This window comes from Lentzea sokolovensis (assembly GCF_033949975.1).
Classification (GTDB): domain Bacteria; phylum Actinomycetota; class Actinomycetes; order Mycobacteriales; family Pseudonocardiaceae; genus Lentzea; species Lentzea sokolovensis.
On sequence record NZ_JAXAVU010000010.1, the window covers coordinates 586726 to 602965 of the forward strand.

At 67.8% G+C, this 16240-nt stretch carries 16 protein-coding genes; 8 read left to right on the plus strand and 8 right to left on the minus strand.

Annotated features, from left to right (window positions below; translation table 11 throughout):
• Positions 1-7: 7 nt before the first annotated feature.
• A complete protein-coding gene (locus tag SK854_RS24750) occupies positions 8-1030 on the minus strand; it encodes a M48 family metallopeptidase (RefSeq protein ID WP_319977491.1) in 1023 nt (340 codons plus the stop codon).
• Between the two features lie 69 nt (positions 1031-1099).
• On the opposite strand from SK854_RS24750, the gene SK854_RS24755 reads away from it, so the two are divergent.
• The 4 genes from SK854_RS24755 to SK854_RS24770 are packed head-to-tail and all read left to right on the plus strand — an operon-like array spanning position 1100 to position 5073.
• On the plus strand, positions 1100-1996 hold the full coding sequence (locus SK854_RS24755) for an alpha/beta hydrolase (protein ID WP_319977492.1): 897 nt from the start codon (positions 1100-1102) through the stop codon (positions 1994-1996).
• Between the two features lie 34 nt (positions 1997-2030).
• A complete protein-coding gene (locus tag SK854_RS24760) occupies positions 2031-3905 on the plus strand; it encodes an ABC transporter ATP-binding protein (RefSeq protein WP_319977493.1) in 1875 nt (624 codons plus the stop codon).
• On the plus strand, positions 3902-4537 hold the full coding sequence (locus SK854_RS24765) for a CatB-related O-acetyltransferase (protein ID WP_319977494.1): 636 nt from the start codon (positions 3902-3904) through the stop codon (positions 4535-4537). Before SK854_RS24760 ends, SK854_RS24765 begins: the two co-directional genes overlap by 4 nt.
• On the plus strand, positions 4534-5073 hold the full coding sequence (locus SK854_RS24770) for an AAA family ATPase (protein ID WP_319977495.1): 540 nt from the start codon (positions 4534-4536) through the stop codon (positions 5071-5073). Before SK854_RS24765 ends, SK854_RS24770 begins: the two co-directional genes overlap by 4 nt.
• Before the next feature lie 3 nt (positions 5074-5076).
• On the opposite strand, the gene SK854_RS24775 is transcribed toward SK854_RS24770, so the two are convergent.
• Positions 5077-5736, minus strand: a complete 660-nt coding sequence (locus SK854_RS24775; RefSeq protein ID WP_319977496.1) for a hypothetical protein — start codon at positions 5734-5736, stop codon at positions 5077-5079.
• Between the two features lie 96 nt (positions 5737-5832).
• Between SK854_RS24775 and SK854_RS24780 the strand changes: the two genes are divergently transcribed.
• Complete coding sequence (locus SK854_RS24780; RefSeq protein ID WP_319977497.1) at positions 5833-7713, plus strand: patatin-like phospholipase domain-containing protein; 1881 nt, start codon at positions 5833-5835, stop codon at positions 7711-7713.
• A gap of 6 nt (positions 7714-7719) precedes the next feature.
• Here the strand turns inward: SK854_RS24780 and SK854_RS24785 are convergent, their stop codons facing one another.
• Entirely contained in the window at positions 7720-8220 is a 501-nt protein-coding gene (locus tag SK854_RS24785) for a hypothetical protein (RefSeq protein WP_319977498.1), read from the minus strand.
• Between the two features lie 581 nt (positions 8221-8801).
• Between SK854_RS24785 and srmL the strand changes: the two genes are divergently transcribed.
• Positions 8802-9830, plus strand: a complete 1029-nt coding sequence (gene srmL / locus SK854_RS24790; RefSeq protein WP_319977499.1) for a PheS-related mystery ligase SrmL — start codon at positions 8802-8804, stop codon at positions 9828-9830.
• Here the strand turns inward: srmL and SK854_RS24795 are convergent.
• Positions 9803-10600 carry an SAM-dependent methyltransferase gene (locus SK854_RS24795; RefSeq protein ID WP_319977858.1) on the minus strand — a complete coding sequence of 266 codons (798 nt, stop codon included), beginning with the start codon at positions 10598-10600 and terminating at the stop codon, positions 9803-9805. The two genes, srmL and SK854_RS24795, sit on opposite strands and share 28 nt — an antisense overlap.
• Positions 10601-10685: 85 nt before the next feature.
• On the opposite strand from SK854_RS24795, the gene SK854_RS24800 reads away from it, so the two are divergent.
• A complete protein-coding gene (locus SK854_RS24800; RefSeq protein ID WP_319977500.1) occupies positions 10686-11396 on the plus strand; it encodes a cytochrome P450 family protein in 711 nt (236 codons plus the stop codon).
• A 76-nt stretch (positions 11397-11472) separates the two neighbouring features.
• Positions 11473-13824 carry an endopeptidase La gene (lon, locus tag SK854_RS24805; protein ID WP_319977501.1) on the plus strand — a complete coding sequence of 784 codons (2352 nt, stop codon included), beginning with the start codon at positions 11473-11475 and terminating at the stop codon, positions 13822-13824.
• A 70-nt stretch (positions 13825-13894) separates the two neighbouring features.
• Here the strand turns inward: lon and SK854_RS24810 are convergent, their stop codons facing one another.
• The 4 genes from SK854_RS24810 to SK854_RS24825 all read right to left on the minus strand — a co-directional run bounded on the left by SK854_RS24810 (position 13895) and on the right by SK854_RS24825 (position 16206).
• Positions 13895-14371, minus strand: coding sequence for an AMIN-like domain-containing (lipo)protein (locus tag SK854_RS24810; protein ID WP_319977502.1), 477 nt, complete (start codon positions 14369-14371; stop codon positions 13895-13897).
• Between the two features lie 62 nt (positions 14372-14433).
• Complete coding sequence (locus SK854_RS24815) at positions 14434-14904, minus strand: AMIN-like domain-containing (lipo)protein (RefSeq protein WP_319977503.1); 471 nt, start codon at positions 14902-14904, stop codon at positions 14434-14436.
• Between the two features lie 12 nt (positions 14905-14916).
• On the minus strand, positions 14917-15369 hold the full coding sequence (locus SK854_RS24820) for an AMIN-like domain-containing (lipo)protein (RefSeq protein ID WP_319977504.1): 453 nt from the start codon (positions 15367-15369) through the stop codon (positions 14917-14919).
• A 66-nt stretch (positions 15370-15435) separates the two neighbouring features.
• On the minus strand, positions 15436-16206 hold the full coding sequence (locus SK854_RS24825; RefSeq protein ID WP_319977505.1) for a polysaccharide deacetylase family protein: 771 nt from the start codon (positions 16204-16206) through the stop codon (positions 15436-15438).
• Between the last annotated feature and the right edge of the window lie 34 nt (positions 16207-16240).

A 16240-nucleotide genomic window follows, 5' to 3' on the forward strand; every position in this document is an offset into this window, starting at 1 on the left:
ATGGTAGCTACTCCGCTGGGCCGTTCGGAGCAACCTTGCTCCAGACCCTGCCTGCCGCGCCCATGACCGACTCGCCGATGTCGTTGATCGTCTTGATCAACGGGTCGGCGGAGTTGCTCATGGAGTCCTTGTAGGACCGGGCGGCGGACTTGATGTCGTCGCCGAGGTTCGTCGTCGGCCTGTCGTCCTCACGGCGCGCGTACGTGCCGGTCAGGATCTCGCGGTACTCCTCGCTCGCCGACCAGCGTTGCAGTTCGGCGGCCCGCACCACGACCAGCGGATGCGTGCGGGTCTCGGTGTGCAGGAGCTTGAGGATGCTGTCGCGAATGTCCTCGACCTCCTCGTACTCCTTGGCCTGGGCGAGGAACGACGCGATGTCGACCTGCTGACCGAGGTCACCCGCGAGCGCGAGGTGCGTGCGCAGCGCGGCCTGCGGGTCCTGACAGGCCAGCAGGCCCGCCCGGTCGCAGGACAGTTCGGTCTTGCGCTGCCACTCGCGCAGCGCCGCGATGACCGCGCGCATGGCGATCGCACCCGCGGGCACCCACGCGAACGACGTCGTGAGGTCGACCAGCCTGCGCAGCAACGTGTTGTAGAGCGCGTGGCCCGACATCGCGTGGCCCATCTCGTGACCGATCAGGAAGCGCAGCGACTCGTTGTCGAGCAGGTCGACCGAGCCGGTGCTGATCACGATGAACGGCTTGTCGATGCCGTAGGTGTAGCCGTACGCCTGCGCGTTGCGCTCGACGAAGAGCTCGGGCACCTCGGCGAGGTCGAACGTCGCCGCCACCTCGTTGCGGATGCGGTCGAGCGTCGGGTACTGCTTGGGGCCCACCCGGACGGAGGACGCCACCTGAAGCAGGCGCTCACCCCGCTCGGTAAAGGCTCCGGCGACCGCCTTGAGGATCGGTGCCACGGCGGGCACCGCCCTCAGCACCGCGAGGGCGCCTCGGTCGGCAGGATGCTCATAGGCGCGTGGGCTGATGCCCGGGAACCGCACCCTCGATGATTGCTCAATATCCCCCGTCACTCCCCCAGGTTAGACACGATCCGGACAAGGGTGCACGGAATCACGACTGGACCGTTGCAAACTTGCGCGGTGAGCAGCGACGAAGACACCACAGTTCTGCCGTTGCGCGGCGGGGCCTCAGCGACTCTGGTCCGCCGCCGTGCGGTCGCCAACGACCGTGGGGCGGTCCTCTACGTGCACGGTTTCGCGGACTACTTCTTCCAGGAGCACGTGGCCGCGCACTACACGGCCCAGGGCTATGACTTCTACGCCGTTGACCTGCGCGGATACGGTCGGTCGCTGCGCGATGGCGAGGTGCCGAACTACACGACCGACATGGCCGTGTACTTCGAGGAGATCGACGCCGCGATCGCCGTCATTCGTGAAGAGCATTCGCGTGTGGTGCTGATGGGGCACTCGACCGGCGGCCTCACCACCTCGTTGTGGGCGCACGAACGACGCTCCAGCGACCTGATCGACGCGTTGGTGCTCAACAGCCCGTGGCTGGACGTCGTCGAGCCGCCGTTCATGCGGCAGGTCGTGAAACTGATCGGCGGGATCGCACCGAAGGTGAAGATCCGCGCGAACCTCGGCGAGGCGTACGGGGCCGCGATCCACAACTCGCGCAACGGCGAGTGGGACTTCGACCTGAAGTGGAAGCCCTTGGCCGGTTTCCCGGTGCTGGCCGGGTGGATCCGGGCGGTGCTGCTGGCGCAGGAGAAGGTCCACAACGGACTGGACGTGCGGGTCCCGGTGCTGGTGCTGCACTCCGACAAGAGCATGTTGAACGCTCGCGAGTGGAGCGAGGACGTCTCGAAGGCGGACGCCGTGCTCGACGTCGAGGGAATGCGCAAGTGGGGTCCGAAGATCGGATCATCGGTCAGGGTCGTGGAGATCAAGGCCGGCATGCACGACCTGTTCCTGTCGCCTGAGCCAGTGCGTGCGGCGGCGCTCGCCGAGGTGGACGAGTTCCTGAAAACGGCTTGACCTCGTTGTAGGTCGAGGTTCGAGACTGGTCGTCATGAACATCGACTTCAACGCCTGGTACGCGCTCGAAAGCGCGATGCAGGACGAGAAAAGCCGTCGCGTGAGCCGGGCGACGTTGAAGCGTGTCGCCCGGTTCGCCCATCCGCAACGGCGTGCCGTGTACGGACTTCTGGCCACTTCCTCGGTCGCGGCGGTGCTCGCGGTGGCCTCGCCGGTGCTCGCAGGACGCGTCGTCGACACCATCATCGGCGGCCGCGACTTCGGTCTGGTCGTGTGGCTCGCGCTGGCGATCGCCGGGGTGGCGGTGCTGGAGGCCGGGTTCTCGCTGGCCGAGCGGTGGCAGTCGTCGCGCGTCGGCGAGGACCTGATCCTGCGGCTGCGACAGGCCGTCTTCGACCACGTGCAACGGATGCCGATCGCGTTCTTCACCCGCACGCGCACCGGTGCACTGGTGTCGCGGCTGAACAACGACGTGATCGCGGCGCAGCGGGCGTTCTCCGAGACGATCTCCGGTGTCGTCACGAACGTGATCGCCCTGGTTCTGACCCTGATCGTGATGCTGACGCTGTCGTGGCAGGTCACGGTGCTCGCGATGGTGCTGCTGCCGATCTTCCTGCTGCCGGCGCGGCGGATGGGCAAGCGTTTGGCGTCCATGCACCGCGAGGCCGCGAACCTGGACTCGGCGATGACGACGCAGATGACCGAGCGGTTCTCCGCGCCGGGTGCCACCTTGATCAAGCTGTTCGGCCGGCCTTCCATCGAGAGCGCCGAGTTCGGATCGCGGGCACGGCGCGTGCGCGACATCGGTGTGCGGACGGCGGTGGCGCAGTGGCTGTTCCTCGTGGCGTTGACGCTGGTGTCCTCGCTGGCGTTGGCGCTGGTCTACGGGCTGGGCGGGTACTTCGTGTTCGCCGGGGAGATGGCGCCGGGCACGATCGTGACGCTGGCGCTGCTGCTGACTCGTCTGTACGCGCCGTTGACGGCGTTGGCCGGCGCGCGGGTGGACGTGATGACGGCGCTGGTGTCGTTCGAGCGGGTCTTCGAGGTGCTGGACCTGCCGCCGTTGATCAAGGAGAAGCCTGAGCCGGTCGTCGTTCCCGATGGTCCGGTGCGCGTCGAGTTCGCGGACGTGAAGTTCGCCTACCCGTCCGCGGACAAGGTCTCGCTGGCGTCGCTGGAGGAGGTGGCGTCGCTCGACACCCGTGGCGGCGAGGTGATCCTCGGCGGCGTGTCGTTCGTCGCCGAGCCCGGTTCGCTGATCGCACTGGTCGGCGCGTCGGGTGCGGGCAAGTCGACGATCGCGTCGCTGCTGCCCCGCCTGTACGACGCGGACTCCGGCGCCGTCCGGCTGTCCGGTGTGGACGTTCGTGACCTGTCGTTCGAGTCGATCCGCGAGACCGTCGGCATGGTGACGCAGGACGGGCACCTGTTCCACGAGTCGATCGGCGCGAACCTGCGCCTCGCGGCTCCGTCGGCCACCGACGAGGAGATCTGGGACGCGCTGACCCGCGCACGGCTCGCGGACCTGGTGGCGTCGTTGCCGGACCAGCTGGACACCGTGGTCGGCGAACGCGGCTACCGCCTGTCCGGTGGCGAACGGCAACGGCTGACCATCGCCCGGTTGCTGCTGGCCAAGCCCCGCGTGGTGATCCTGGACGAGGCGACCGCGCACCTGGACTCGCGCTCGGAGGCCGCCGTGCAGGAGGCGCTGGTCGAGGCGCTCGCGGGCCGGACGTCGCTGGTGATCGCGCACCGGTTGTCGACCATCCGGGCCGCCGACCAGATCCTCGTCGTCGATGCCGGTCAGATCGTCGAGCGTGGTACGCATGAAGCGTTGCTGGCCATGGAAGGCCACTACGCCAAGCTGTACCGCACTCAGTTCAGCGAAGAAGCGATCGGAGCACCGTGACCATCCCCTCGCCCGACAACCTGTATCCGTTGCCGGACTATGCGCGCACGGTGCTGCTCAAGCCGTTGGTGAAGAACCCGCAGATCGAGATCGGTGAGTACACCTACTACGACGACCCGCACCACGCCACGGAGTTCGAGCAGCGCAACGTCCTCTACAACTTCGGCGCCGAGAAGCTCGTCATCGGCCGTTACTGCGCTCTGGCCGAAGGCGTGCGGTTCATCATGTCCGGTGCCAACCACAGCATGGCGGGCGTGTCGACGTTCCCGTTCACGATCTTCGGCGGCGTCTGGGGCGAGAAGACGCTCGACATCGCTCTCGGCGCGCCGAGCCGCGGCGACACGGTGGTGGGCAACGACGTCTGGATCGGCTACAACGCCCTGATCATGCCGGGCGTGAGCATCGGCAACGGCGCGATCATCGCCGCCGGTTCCGTCGTCGTGTCGGACGTGCCGGCGTACGGCATCGTGGGCGGCAATCCGGCCGGGTTGCTGCGGAGGCGGTACAGCGACTCGGACGTCGAGCTGCTGGAACGCATCGCGTGGTGGGACTGGCCGGTGGAGAAGGTGACCGAGCACGTCCGCGTGATCATGGCGGGCACACCGGCCGAGCTGGCGGAGATCGCCCCGTGAAGGCACTGCTGATCACCGGTCCCGTCGGGGTGGGCAAGACGACGGTCGCCGAAGCGGTCGGCGACCGGCTGGCCGAGGCCAAGGTCCCACACGCGCTGATCGACCTCGACTGGCTGTCGTCCTGCTGGCCCGCGCCGGCGGACGACCCGTTCCACTTCGAGCTGCAGCTGCGGAACCTCGAAGCCGTCGTGCGCAACTACGTCGCCGCCGGGGTGCACCGCGTCGTGCTCGCGGGCGTGGTGGAGAGCAGGGCAGACCGTGAGCGGTACGCCGAAGTGATCGGCGCGAAGCTCAACGTCTGCCGGTTGAAGGCGGACCTGTCCGTCCTCCACCAACGGCTCGTGCGACGGCACCACGACGGGGCGGACCTGCGCTGGCACCTGAATCGCGCCGAGGAGCTCGAGATGCTCTTCGCGGCGTCGTGGATCGAGGACTTCGTGGTCGACGCCGACCAGCCCGTGGCCGAGGTGGCGCAGGACGTGATCTCGTGGTGGCTGGCGGCGGAACGGCTCCCGATCGAGTCGGCGTCCGACTGAACGTCAGACCGGGTACCCGGCGGCGACGACCGGATCGGTAACGGCGGCCAGGGTGGTGGCGGGGTTGAGCGCGGTCACGACGTCCGCGGTCAGCGGCAGCCCGGCGTAGAAGTGCCGCACCGCGCCGAGGTCGACCGGCATCTCGTAGTAGTCCTGCGCCCAGTCCTGGAACGCCTCGGGCGTGCCGTCGGTCAGCAGGGCGAACAGCCAGGCGGCGCCGTCATCACCTCCATCGGGGAAGGCGATGTCTCCGTGCCGCCAGGCGGTGTCGCCGTGCTCACGCCACAGGCACACGGTGAGGTACGGCATGTCGAACTCATCGGAGAACGCCGGTTCCTCCACGCACTTCCGGAACACGTCGGGCACGGTGTCGAGAACACCGGGCCACGGCTCGTCGTCATCGGTGGCGTAAGGACTCATCGGTGACTCGTGGTCGAACCCTCGCACGTACGCTCCCGCGGCCGTGAACACGATGTCGTACTCGTTGCCCGCACCGTCCCGCATCGACGCCAATTCCTCACCAGGCGCCCAAGCGGTGCTGTAGTGGTGGTGGCGGTCCTCGCTGTCGGGGCTCAGCACGACGTCCAGCGCGGCCAGCGCACGGCACAGCGCACGCAGTTCCGGAATGGAGGGCAGGAGACGAGCGACGTCGTACGCGGTCATGCCGACATCCAAGCAGTGGTCACGAGCGGGGATCGGCCGAATGGCGTCCGAGTGAAATTTCGCGACGACCGGCGCTGATCGCGCGATCATGGGCACATGGAGTACGACCGCTACTGCGACCTGACCATGCGGGGCGGCACGACCAGCGGTGTCGTGTACCCCCTCGCGGTCGCCTCGCTGGCCCGCCACTACGAGTTCAAGCAGATCGGTGGCGCGTCCGCCGGTGCGATCGCCGCGGGGTTCACGGCGGCGGCCGAACGTGGCCGGGCCTCCGGTGGTTTCGAGAAGCTGGCCGGGCTGATCGACTGGTTCACGTCCGGGTCGGGTGCGGAGCGGTGGCGGATGGCTCAGCTGTTCCAGCCCGCCGAGAAGACCCGTGCGCTGTACCGGATCGTCATCGCGTCCATGCAGAAGCGCGAGACGACTGGGCGTAGCGCGATCTCGTGCCTGTTCTTCGCGTTGCTGGGTGCGGTCGGGTTGCGCGCCAAATCGGTGCTGGCGCTGATGGCGTTGTTGTGGCTGGGCGGGCCTGTGCTGTTCTCGGCGTGGCTCGCGCCCTCGGCGTATCCCGGCTGGATCGCGGCACTGGTCGCCGTGCTGGCGCTGGCGTGCCTGGTGATGGTGCTGTGGCCGTTGCGGTCGAGTTTGCCTTGGCCTGCCTGGGTGTTCGCGGCGGTGCCACTCGTGCTGGGGCTGGCGTTCTCGCGGCACTACGCGACGGCGGCGATCGTGCTGCTCGTGTGGCTGGTGCTGTCGCTCGCGGCCGTCAGCGCGTTGATCGTCACGTACGGGTATGCGATGCAACGGTTCCTGAAGGCCAACGCGACGTCCATCCACTTCGGACTCGTACCCGGCACCGGTGACTTCACGCCGTCATGGCTCGATCGGCTGGCCGGGGTGCCGAAGTCGACGGGCGTGCCGCCGCTGGCCGACTGGATCGCCGACCGGCTGGACGACCTCGCGGGCACGTCCGACGCGGTGACGTTTGGGGACCTCGGCGACATCAACCTCGTGCTGATGACGACGGATCTGTCCGAGGGACGGCCGTACCGGTTGCCGTTCAAGGAAGAGTGGCAGTACTGCGAGGAGTGCCTCGGCTACGTGTTGCCGCAGCGGGTGGTCGAGCAGCTCAACGGGCGCGAGACAGACGCCAAGTGCCCGCTGCACGGGTACACGCCGTTGCGGGAACTGCCTCCTCGCGACCAGCTGCCGGTCGTGCTCGCCGTGCGGATGTCGCTGTCGTTCCCCGGCCTGATCGCCGCCGTGCCGCTGTGCCGGGACGGGCGCGTGCACTGGTTCTCCGACGGCGGCATCACCAGCAACTTCCCGATCCACTTCTTCGACGCGCTGCTGCCGCGCTGGCCCACGTTCGGCCTGACCATCCAGCCCTACCCGAACGGCGACAAGACCGACGTGTGGCTGCCGGAGCAGGACGCGTCGGCCTCCGGCACCCCCTACTCGTCGATCGGCTCCGTGCCGCGGTTCCTGGTGTCCATCCTGGACACGTTCCTGGACTGGCGCGACACCATGCAGTCCGCGCTCCCCGGCTACCGCGGCCGCATCGCGCACGTGCGGCAGTCCGACGACGAGGGCGGCTCGAACCTGTTCATGCCGCCCGCCACGATCAAGCGTCTGGCGTTGCGCGGGCAGCAGGCCGGCGACATGCTGCGCGAGCGGTTCCAGCAGCAGCGCAACACCGACCGCTACCGCTGGATCCGGCTGCGCATGGCGTTGCGCGAATACAAGGAGCTCGGCGAGCAGGCAGCCGACCGCGACGCGCTGTACGAGGAGTTGCTGCGGCGGTTCGAGATCCCGGCCGAACTGCACGACTGGTTCCGCACTCCCCCGGCCGACGGCGATCCGTTCCGGGACGGGATCGAGGTCGCGCTGGACCACGTCGGGCGGCTCAAGGACGACGGGCCGTTCGACGGGGTGCCGCCGGTGGATCCGGATTTGCGGCTGACGCCACCCGAGTAGGCGCGATCAGGACGGCGTGATCGTCCAGGCACCGGTCGACGAGATCTGCACCAACGCAGGTCCGTTGAACGGCACGGTGCCTTCGTAGCCACCGATGTGGTTGACCGCCAGGTTGATCGTGCTGGTCGCGAGCGGCACGACGTGCACGGTGAAGTTGCTCGCTCCAGCGTTGGTGATCTTCGCCTTGTTCGAACTCCCCGTGTACAGGACGACGCTGTCGCCGTTGCCTGCCAACGGCCCGGTCGCCACGGTCGCCATGTCGAGGTCACCAACGGTCAGTGTCCAAGCGCCGGTCGCACTGACCGTCAAAGTGTTCGTACGGCTGCCGTCGCGGATGTCCATCCACATCTGACCGCTGTACGCACCGATCTCGTTCACCAGCAGGGAATCGAAGCCATCGGACTTCAGAACGGTGTTGCGCGTGCACGCGGGACACTCGAACTTGACGACCTTCAAGCCCACGGGCCGGTCGAGCGTGATCACGTCGTCGCCAGAGCCTTTGAACACGGAGGGTGGCAACTTCGGTCGGGTGGTGGTGGTCGTCGTCGTAGTCGTCGTGGTTGTTCTCGTGGTCGTGGTGACAGCCGACGAACTCGCTCCAGCAGCGGTCGTGTGTTGCCTCGCTGATCGGCCCGCCAACGCCACCGCGCCGATCAGCAGCACCGCCATGCCTGCTGCCAGCCAGACGACAGCATGCGGTTTTTTGCTAGGCGGCAAAGGACTTTGCACGGATGCGCCAGCTGCGGGTACATCCGGCTGCGGCTGCCACTGGAACGGTTGCGGCTGCCCTGCAGGTGGCTGTCCGATAGGCCCCTGAGTCGGTTCGGTCATGGATTTCGCCTTTGCGGAGGAGGTCGTGTGGGCAGGAGCAGCCGGCTGCACAGTGCTTCGGAGACCAATCACCACGCGTTACCAGGTTGACGATCCCGTCACCCGATCGGCGCTATCGCCTTGACCGCGCCACTAGCCTTGAATCCATGACGCGTCGATTTAGCCGCCCCCGACCTGCGTGGGTGGCGCGCGCCTGAAAGACCCGTCGGTCGGGGGACTCCGCAGTCAGGAACCCAGACCGGAGAACGGGAAACCCCATGTACCGCACCGAAGAACTCGTGCAAGCCCTGAACGTCCGCGATCTCACCGATCCCGCGCAGGGCCCGCACGCGATGCAACTCCTCATCGCCGACCTCAGGCAAGCGCTGGACAACCCGCGGGAAGTCCGCCACCACCCGCTCGTCCCGGTGGAGCACAACTACGAACACCTCGGCTATCCGAGGGACGCGATCACCCGGGACGCCCGCTACACCAGGTACGTCAGCGAGACGTGCATGCTGCGCAGCCACACCACGGCGATGATCCCGCCGGCGCTCAAGAACGCGACGCCGGACGTGACGTTGCTCTGCCCCGGCCTGGTCTACCGCCGTGACACGGTCGACCGCCTGCACACCGGCACGCCGCACCAGCTGGACGTCTGGCGGATCAGCAACGCCGAGGAACCGCTCGAAGACCTCATCCACACGGTCGTCACAACCCTGTTGCCCGGCAAGCGTTATCGCACGATCGACGCCCAGCACCCGTACACCACGCACGGCAAGCAGATCGACGTCGAGCACGACGGCGAGTGGGTCGAAATAGCCGAATGCGGCAGGGCCGCGCGGCACGTCGTCAAACACCACCCGCACGGTCTCGCGATGGGTCTCGGCCTGGACCGGATCCTGATGCTGCGCAAGGGAATCCCGGACATCCGCCTGCTGCGCAACCCCCACCCGCGCATCAGCACGCAGATGCTGGACCTCACCGAGTACCGGCCGATCTCCCGGCACCCGGCCGCGATCAGGGACGTCTCGATCATCGCGAACGACGAGGAGGACGCCGAAACCCTGGGCGACCGGATCCGCGCGCTCGTGCCGGAGGACGTCGTCGAGGAGATCGAGATCCTCAGCGAGACGCCGTCGGAACAACTACCGCCGCACGTTCAGCAGAGGCTGGAAACCAAGCGCGGGCAGAAGAACGTGCTCATCCGCGTGACGATGAGGGCGCCGGAACGCACCCTCACCGACCGCGAGACGAACGAGATCAGGGACAGGCTGCTTCAGGGCTTGCGGCCGACAGCGCCGTAGATGCCCACGTGGGCCTCGTCGAAGGAGTCTGGGCGCCAGTCGTTGACCGCGACGACGCCCGGCTCCAGCATCTCCATGCCGTCGAAGAACCGCGTCACCTCGGCGTGCGTGCGCATGGTGAGCTTGTTGTCCGAGTTGCTGTAGATCTTGGCGACCTCGCGGGCCTCGGCGAGTTCCTCCTCGGACAGCGTGTCCCAGGTGGCGTGGGTGATGGCGAGGTACGAGCCGGCCGGCAGGTCGGCCATGTACTCGGCGATGGCCTCGTACGGGCTGTCGGTGTCCGAGACGAAGTGCAGCGCGGCGATGACCAGCACACCGACCGGGCGGGAGAAGTCGAGCGTCTCACGGGCGCCGGCGAGGACCGTGGAGGTCGCGCGCAGGTCGGCGAGGATCGCGTTCGCGTTGGGGTTGTCGGCCAGCAGGGCGTTGCTGTGCGAGACGGCGACCGGCTCGAAGTCGACGTAGACGACGCGCGCGTCCGGGTTGTCGTGCTGGGCGATCTCGTGGACGTTGCCCACGGTCGGGATGCCGGAGCCCAGGTCCAGGAACTGGTCGACGCCCTGCGTCATCAGGTGGCGGACGACCCGGCGCAGGAACGAGCGGTTCGCCTGCGCGCTCTGGGCGACGCCGGGGAAGATCTGCTCCACCTGCTTGGCGGCGGCACGGTCGGCTTCGAAGTTGTGCGAGCCGCCCAGGTAGTAGTCGTACATCCGCGCCACGCTCGGGCGCGTGACGTCGACCGTGGACGGGACCCACTTCAGCTCTTCCATCACGTGCGCATCCTCCGTCGTCGCCGCACGGGTGTCCACCACCACACATCCGAACCGGGATGGTTTCGGTCACGTGTGAGAGGACATGCCCTCCAGCACCGCTGAGCTCCACGCGAGGTTTCGCCATCTCAGGGAACGCTCGCCGGTGCACTTCGACGCCGATATCGGTGGCTGGTGCATCACGCGTTACGACGACGTACTGACAGTGCTCGGCCTGGACGCGGGCGGCCCGGACCCGATACCCAAACGGGTGATCACGCACGCCATGAAGGTCGTCCGACCTGTGGTCACCCTGTGCACCATCGAGTTGCTCGACGCCGACGACGCCACGTTCGCGCAATCGCTTGCAGCCACTGCGGCCGAGGCGTTCACGCTCGCGCACGGCGTGGAATCGTTCGCCGCCACATCCCTGGCCACGACGCAGGCGTTCCTCACGAACGCGATGCACGCGCTGCACGATCATCCGGCCCAGGCCGAGCTGCTCAGGAACGAACCGGCGCTCGCGCGGGACGCCGTCGAGGAGCTGCTGCGGTTCGACACCCCGGTTCCCCTCGCTCCCGCCCGCCGGACGCCCCGCCCTGTCGTGCTGAGCGGGCGTACGGTCGAGGCGGGCGAGCTGCTCCTGCCGTTCGTCGCGGCGGCCAATCGGTGCTCGGTGAAATTTCCCGGCGGCGACCGTCTCGACCTGCGACGCAAGCCCGTGGGCGTGCTCGCCGCGTGCCCCACGAGCACCGCGCTCGCCCGCGTGACCGGCGAGATCGCGCTGGTCAGACGCCTACGGGCAGCTGCTCGCTGACAGCGAACACGCCAGGGGAACACCATCCCACTCCAGATGGTTGAGCGGTACAGACTCAACTTTGGAGGGTGACGAGATGGGCGAGACTCTGGCCCTGCCGGTACTGCCGCTGGACGACGTCGTGGTGCTGCCCGGCATGGTGGTGCCGATCCGCATCTCCGGTGCGGACGCGAGCGCTGAGGCCCGTGCGGCCGTAGACGCCGCCACGACCGCGGCAAATCATCAAGTGCTCCTCGTTCCACGGCTGGACGGGAAGTACGCAGCAGTAGGCACACTGGCCGAGATCGAACAGGTCGGCCGCCTGCCCGGTGGCGAACGCGCTGCCGTCGTGCGCGGCACCAAGCGCGTGCGCATCGGCACGGGCACCACGGGACCGGGCGCGGCGCTGTGGGTGAACGCGACGATCGCGGACGACTCCCCGATCACCGACCGGACCCGCGAGCTCGCGAAGCAGTACCGCGCCCTCGTGACGAACATCCTGCAGACGCGCGGCGCGTGGCAGATGGTCGACTCGGTGCAGCAGATCAGCGACCCGTCGGCGCTGGCCGACCTCGCGGGTTACGCCTCCTACCTCGACGACCAGCAGAAGATCTGGCTGCTGGAGACGAGCGACGTCACCACCCGGTTGGAGAAGCTGGTGGAGTGGGGTCAGGCGCACCTGACCGAGCTCGACGTCAACGAGACGATCGCGAAGGACGTCAAGGAAGGCGTCGAGAAGCAGCAGCGCGAGTTCCTGCTGCGCCAGCAGATGGCCGCGATCCGCAAGGAACTGGCCGAGCTCGACGGCAAGCCGGCGACCGAGCAGGACGACTACCGCGCTCGCGTCGAGGCGGCGGACCTGCCGGAGAAGGTCGCGAAGGCCGCGCTGGCCGAGGTCGACAAGCTGGAGCGCACGTCCGAGCAGTCGCCCGAGGTGGGCTGGATCCGGACGTGGCTCGACACCGTCCTCGAAATCCCGTGGAACGAGCGGACCGAGGACTCCTACGACATCAAGGCGGCGCGCGAGATCCTCGACGCCGACCACGCGGGCCTCGACGACGTGAAGCAGCGCATCACGGAGTACCTGGCCGTGCGCAAGCGTCGTGCCGACCGCGGCATGGGCGTGGTGGGCGGACGTCGTTCGGGCGCCGTGCTCGCGCTGACGGGTCCTCCCGGCGTCGGCAAGACGTCGCTCGGTGAGTCCGTGGCACGGGCGATGGGCCGCAAGTTCGTCCGCGTGGCGCTCGGTGGCGTCCGGGACGAGGCCGAGATCCGCGGTCACCGCCGCACGTACGTCGGCGCGTTGCCGGGCCGGATCGTCCGCGCGATCAGCGAGGCCGGTTCGATGAACCCGGTCGTGCTGCTCGACGAGATCGACAAGGTCGGCTCCGACTACCGCGGCGACCCGACGGCGGCGTTGCTCGAAGTCCTGGACCCGGCGCAGAACCACACGTTCCGCGACCACTACCTGGAGGTCGAGCTCGACCTCTCGGACGTCGTGTTCCTCGCGACCGCGAACGTGCTGGACACGATCCCGGCGCCACTGCTCGACCGCATGGAACTCGTGCAGCTCGACGGCTACACCGAGGACGAGAAGGTCACGATCGCCAGCGGCCACCTGCTGCCGCGCCAGATCGAACGCGCCGGTCTCACGCCTGAGGACGTCACGTTCGAGAAGCCCGCGCTGCACCAGCTCGCGAGCGAGTACACGCGGGAAGCCGGTGTGCGGCAACTGGAACGGGCCCTCGCGCGCATCCTGCGCAAGGCGACCGCGAAGGTGGCACTGGGCGAGACGGAGTTCCCGATCACGGTCGACCAGCCGTCGCTGAAGTCCTACATCGGCAGCCCGAAGAACACGCCGGAATCGGCGGAGCGCACCTCCGTCCCAGGCGTGGCAACGGGCCTGGCGGTCACGGGTGTCGGTGGCGACGTGCTGTTCATCGAGGCCTCACTGGCCCCGAAGGACACCGGCGCGTCCGGCGTCACGCTGACCGGCCAGCTGGGCGACGTGATGAAGGAGTCCGCGCAGATCGCGTTGTCGTACCTGCGTTCGCACGACGAAAGGGCCGCGGCGCTGGCCGACCGGGGAGTGCACATCCACGTCCCGGCGGGTGCCGTGCCGAAGGACGGTCCGTCCGCGGGCGTCACGATGACGACGGCGCTGGCGTCACTGCTGTCCGGCCGCCCGGTGCGCTCGGACGTGGCGATGACGGGCGAGATCTCGTTGACCGGCCGGGTGCTGCCGATCGGTGGCGTGAAGCAGAAGCTGCTGGCCGCTCACCGTGCGGGCATCACGACCGTGCTGCTGCCGCAGCGCAACGAGCCGGACCTGGAGGACGTGCCGGAGTCGGTGCGTGAGCAGCTGACCGTGCACTTCGTCTCGGACGTGGCGCAGGTGCTGGAGCACGCGCTCTCGAAGGAGACCGTCGCCACGACCGTTGCGGCGTAACGGCTTCATCGTCTAGACCCCTCGTGGGGGCAGTAGCGGCGACTACTGCCCCCACGAGGCTTTTTCGTGTCTACAGGCCAACGTCGATGACGAGCCGGTTCGGGCTCGTCAGCGTGAACACCCGGTGCCACGAGTAGGGGTTGCTGTAACCGACAGCGACCCCGAGGGTGGCCTCGAAGTCGCACGTCAGCGCGACCCCGCGGATGTTGCTCAGGCCAGGCGTCGCGAAGTTCCGCGACCCGGTGTACGTCAGGTTCCCGTTGTCGTCGTGCGCGGCCGCGCCGATCAACGTGACCGCCAGGATCTCCTGGATCCCAGGCCCGGCAACGGTGATCGGGTTCCCGGACGCGCAGTGCGACACGCCGGTGACCTCACTGACCCGGTACTCCGTCGGCAACCCGGACAGGTCCAGCACCACCCGGCTGAAGCCGTTGTGCTGCCCGGTCCTGATGTCCGACAGCGTGGCCGTGCTCTGCGCCGACGCCATCGGCGCGATCGTGAACACCGCCAGCACCGCCACGAGCACCGCGACAAGACGTCTGTTCATCTCGGCCCCCTCTCAGGGCTCTTCCCACACCCTGAAGACGTGTGACCCAGACCACAGTTGCGTCAGTACGAGTAGATGTCGATGACGACCCGGTCGGGGTTGGTCAGCGTGAAGACCTTGTGCCAGGAGTTCGGGTTGTCGTAGCTGACCGCGATGCCCATCGTCGCCTCGAAGTCGCACGTGAAGGCGATGCCCTTCACATTGGTCAGCCCCTGCGGCACGAAGTTGCGCGGACCGGTGTACGTGGGGTTGAAGTTCTCGTCGTACGACGCGGCACCGAAGAACATCGTCTCCAGGATCTCGTTGCCCGCCATCGGAACCGGATTGCCCGAGGCACAGTTCGAGACCTCGGTCGCCTCCCGGGACATCGAGTTGCTCGGCAGCCCGTTCAGGTCGAGCACGACCCGCTCGTACCCGTCGTGCTTGCCGGTGCGGATGTTCGTGAGCTCGGCGTGCCCCTGCGCCGACGCAACCGGAACGAACGTGAACACCGCGGCCACCGCGAGCAGCACCGCACCAAGACGCTTCTTCACTCGTCTCCCCAGTCAGCTGTTGTTGATGTCGACCACGACACGGGTCGGGTTGTCCAGGAACGTGATCTTGTACGACAGCCCCTTCGGCGCGTACCCGATCGCGAAGTCCAGGTGGCCCTCGAAGTCGCACGTGTTCGTGACGCTCTTGACCTTCGCCAGCCCAGGCGTGTCGAACGCACGCGGCCCGGGATAGTTGTGCGCGTTCGCGGACCGCATGCTCACGACCAGGAACTCGTCGCCCTTGGCCGTGATCGGCTTGCCGGACGCGCAGTGCTCCAGCGACGTCGCCCGGTACTCCGTCACGCTCGGCCGCGGCCCGTTGAAGTCGAACACGACCCGGTCGAACCCGGCGTGCAGCCCGGTCCGGACGGCCGTCAACTCGGTCCCCTCAGCCGCCGACGCGGCAGGCACGACGCTCATCGCCATCCCCACGGCGACAAGCGCTGCTGCTGCGATTCGCTTCATCTCTCCCCCTCTTCACCAGAAAGGCGCCCGCGCAGGTCACGCACGATCGGGCCTCCTGGTTGCCCGCTACCCCAGAAAGTCCTCCAGCGGCACCGGCGTCAGCCCGTCCTGCTTGGCCCGGTTCAGGAACGCCGTGAAGTCCTCGACGAACGTCGTGCGGAAGTGCATGAGCACGATGTCGCCGCGGTTGAGCTTGTCCCCCTGCTGAAACTGCACGCGCCCGTCGTTGACCGCCGCCGTCCAGTTCACCAGCGCCTTGAACCCGCAACTGGCCGCCGCATGACGAGTAGTCGCGTCGTAGTTCCCGAACGGCGGCCGGAACAACGTGGGCCGCTTCCCATAATCCCCAGCGAGAAAGTCCGCGTTGCCGCAGATCTCGTTCTTCTGGAACTCGAACCCCTTGCCCTGCAGGTTCGGATGGTTCGACGTGTGGCTGTGCACCGTGACGGGCAACTGCTTGAAGTAGTCCTTGTGCCCCTCGGCGTACTTCGTGTTCAGGAAGACCGACGGCCACACCCCGGCCTCGATCATCAGCTCACGAGCCTTCGGATGCTGCACGGCCCCGTCGTCGATCGTGATGAACACGTACGGCTTGTCCGTTTGAACGTGCGTGACGACGGGCACCATCCCGTCAGCGATCGCAGGCGCCTTCGCCTGCACCGTGCCATATGGATAGGGCGGCTCGAACATCCGCTTGGGCCGCTCGGCCGTGGTGGTCGTCACCGGCGGCACGGACGTGGTCAGCACCGGCGAACCAGCCCCGGAATCAGGCGCGTCCGCACACGCCACCACCCCGGCAACCAGTAAAAACGCAGCAAAAAGCCGCAACCTCGACATCAAAAATCCCCCTCCACGCGAAAGACGCCGCGCA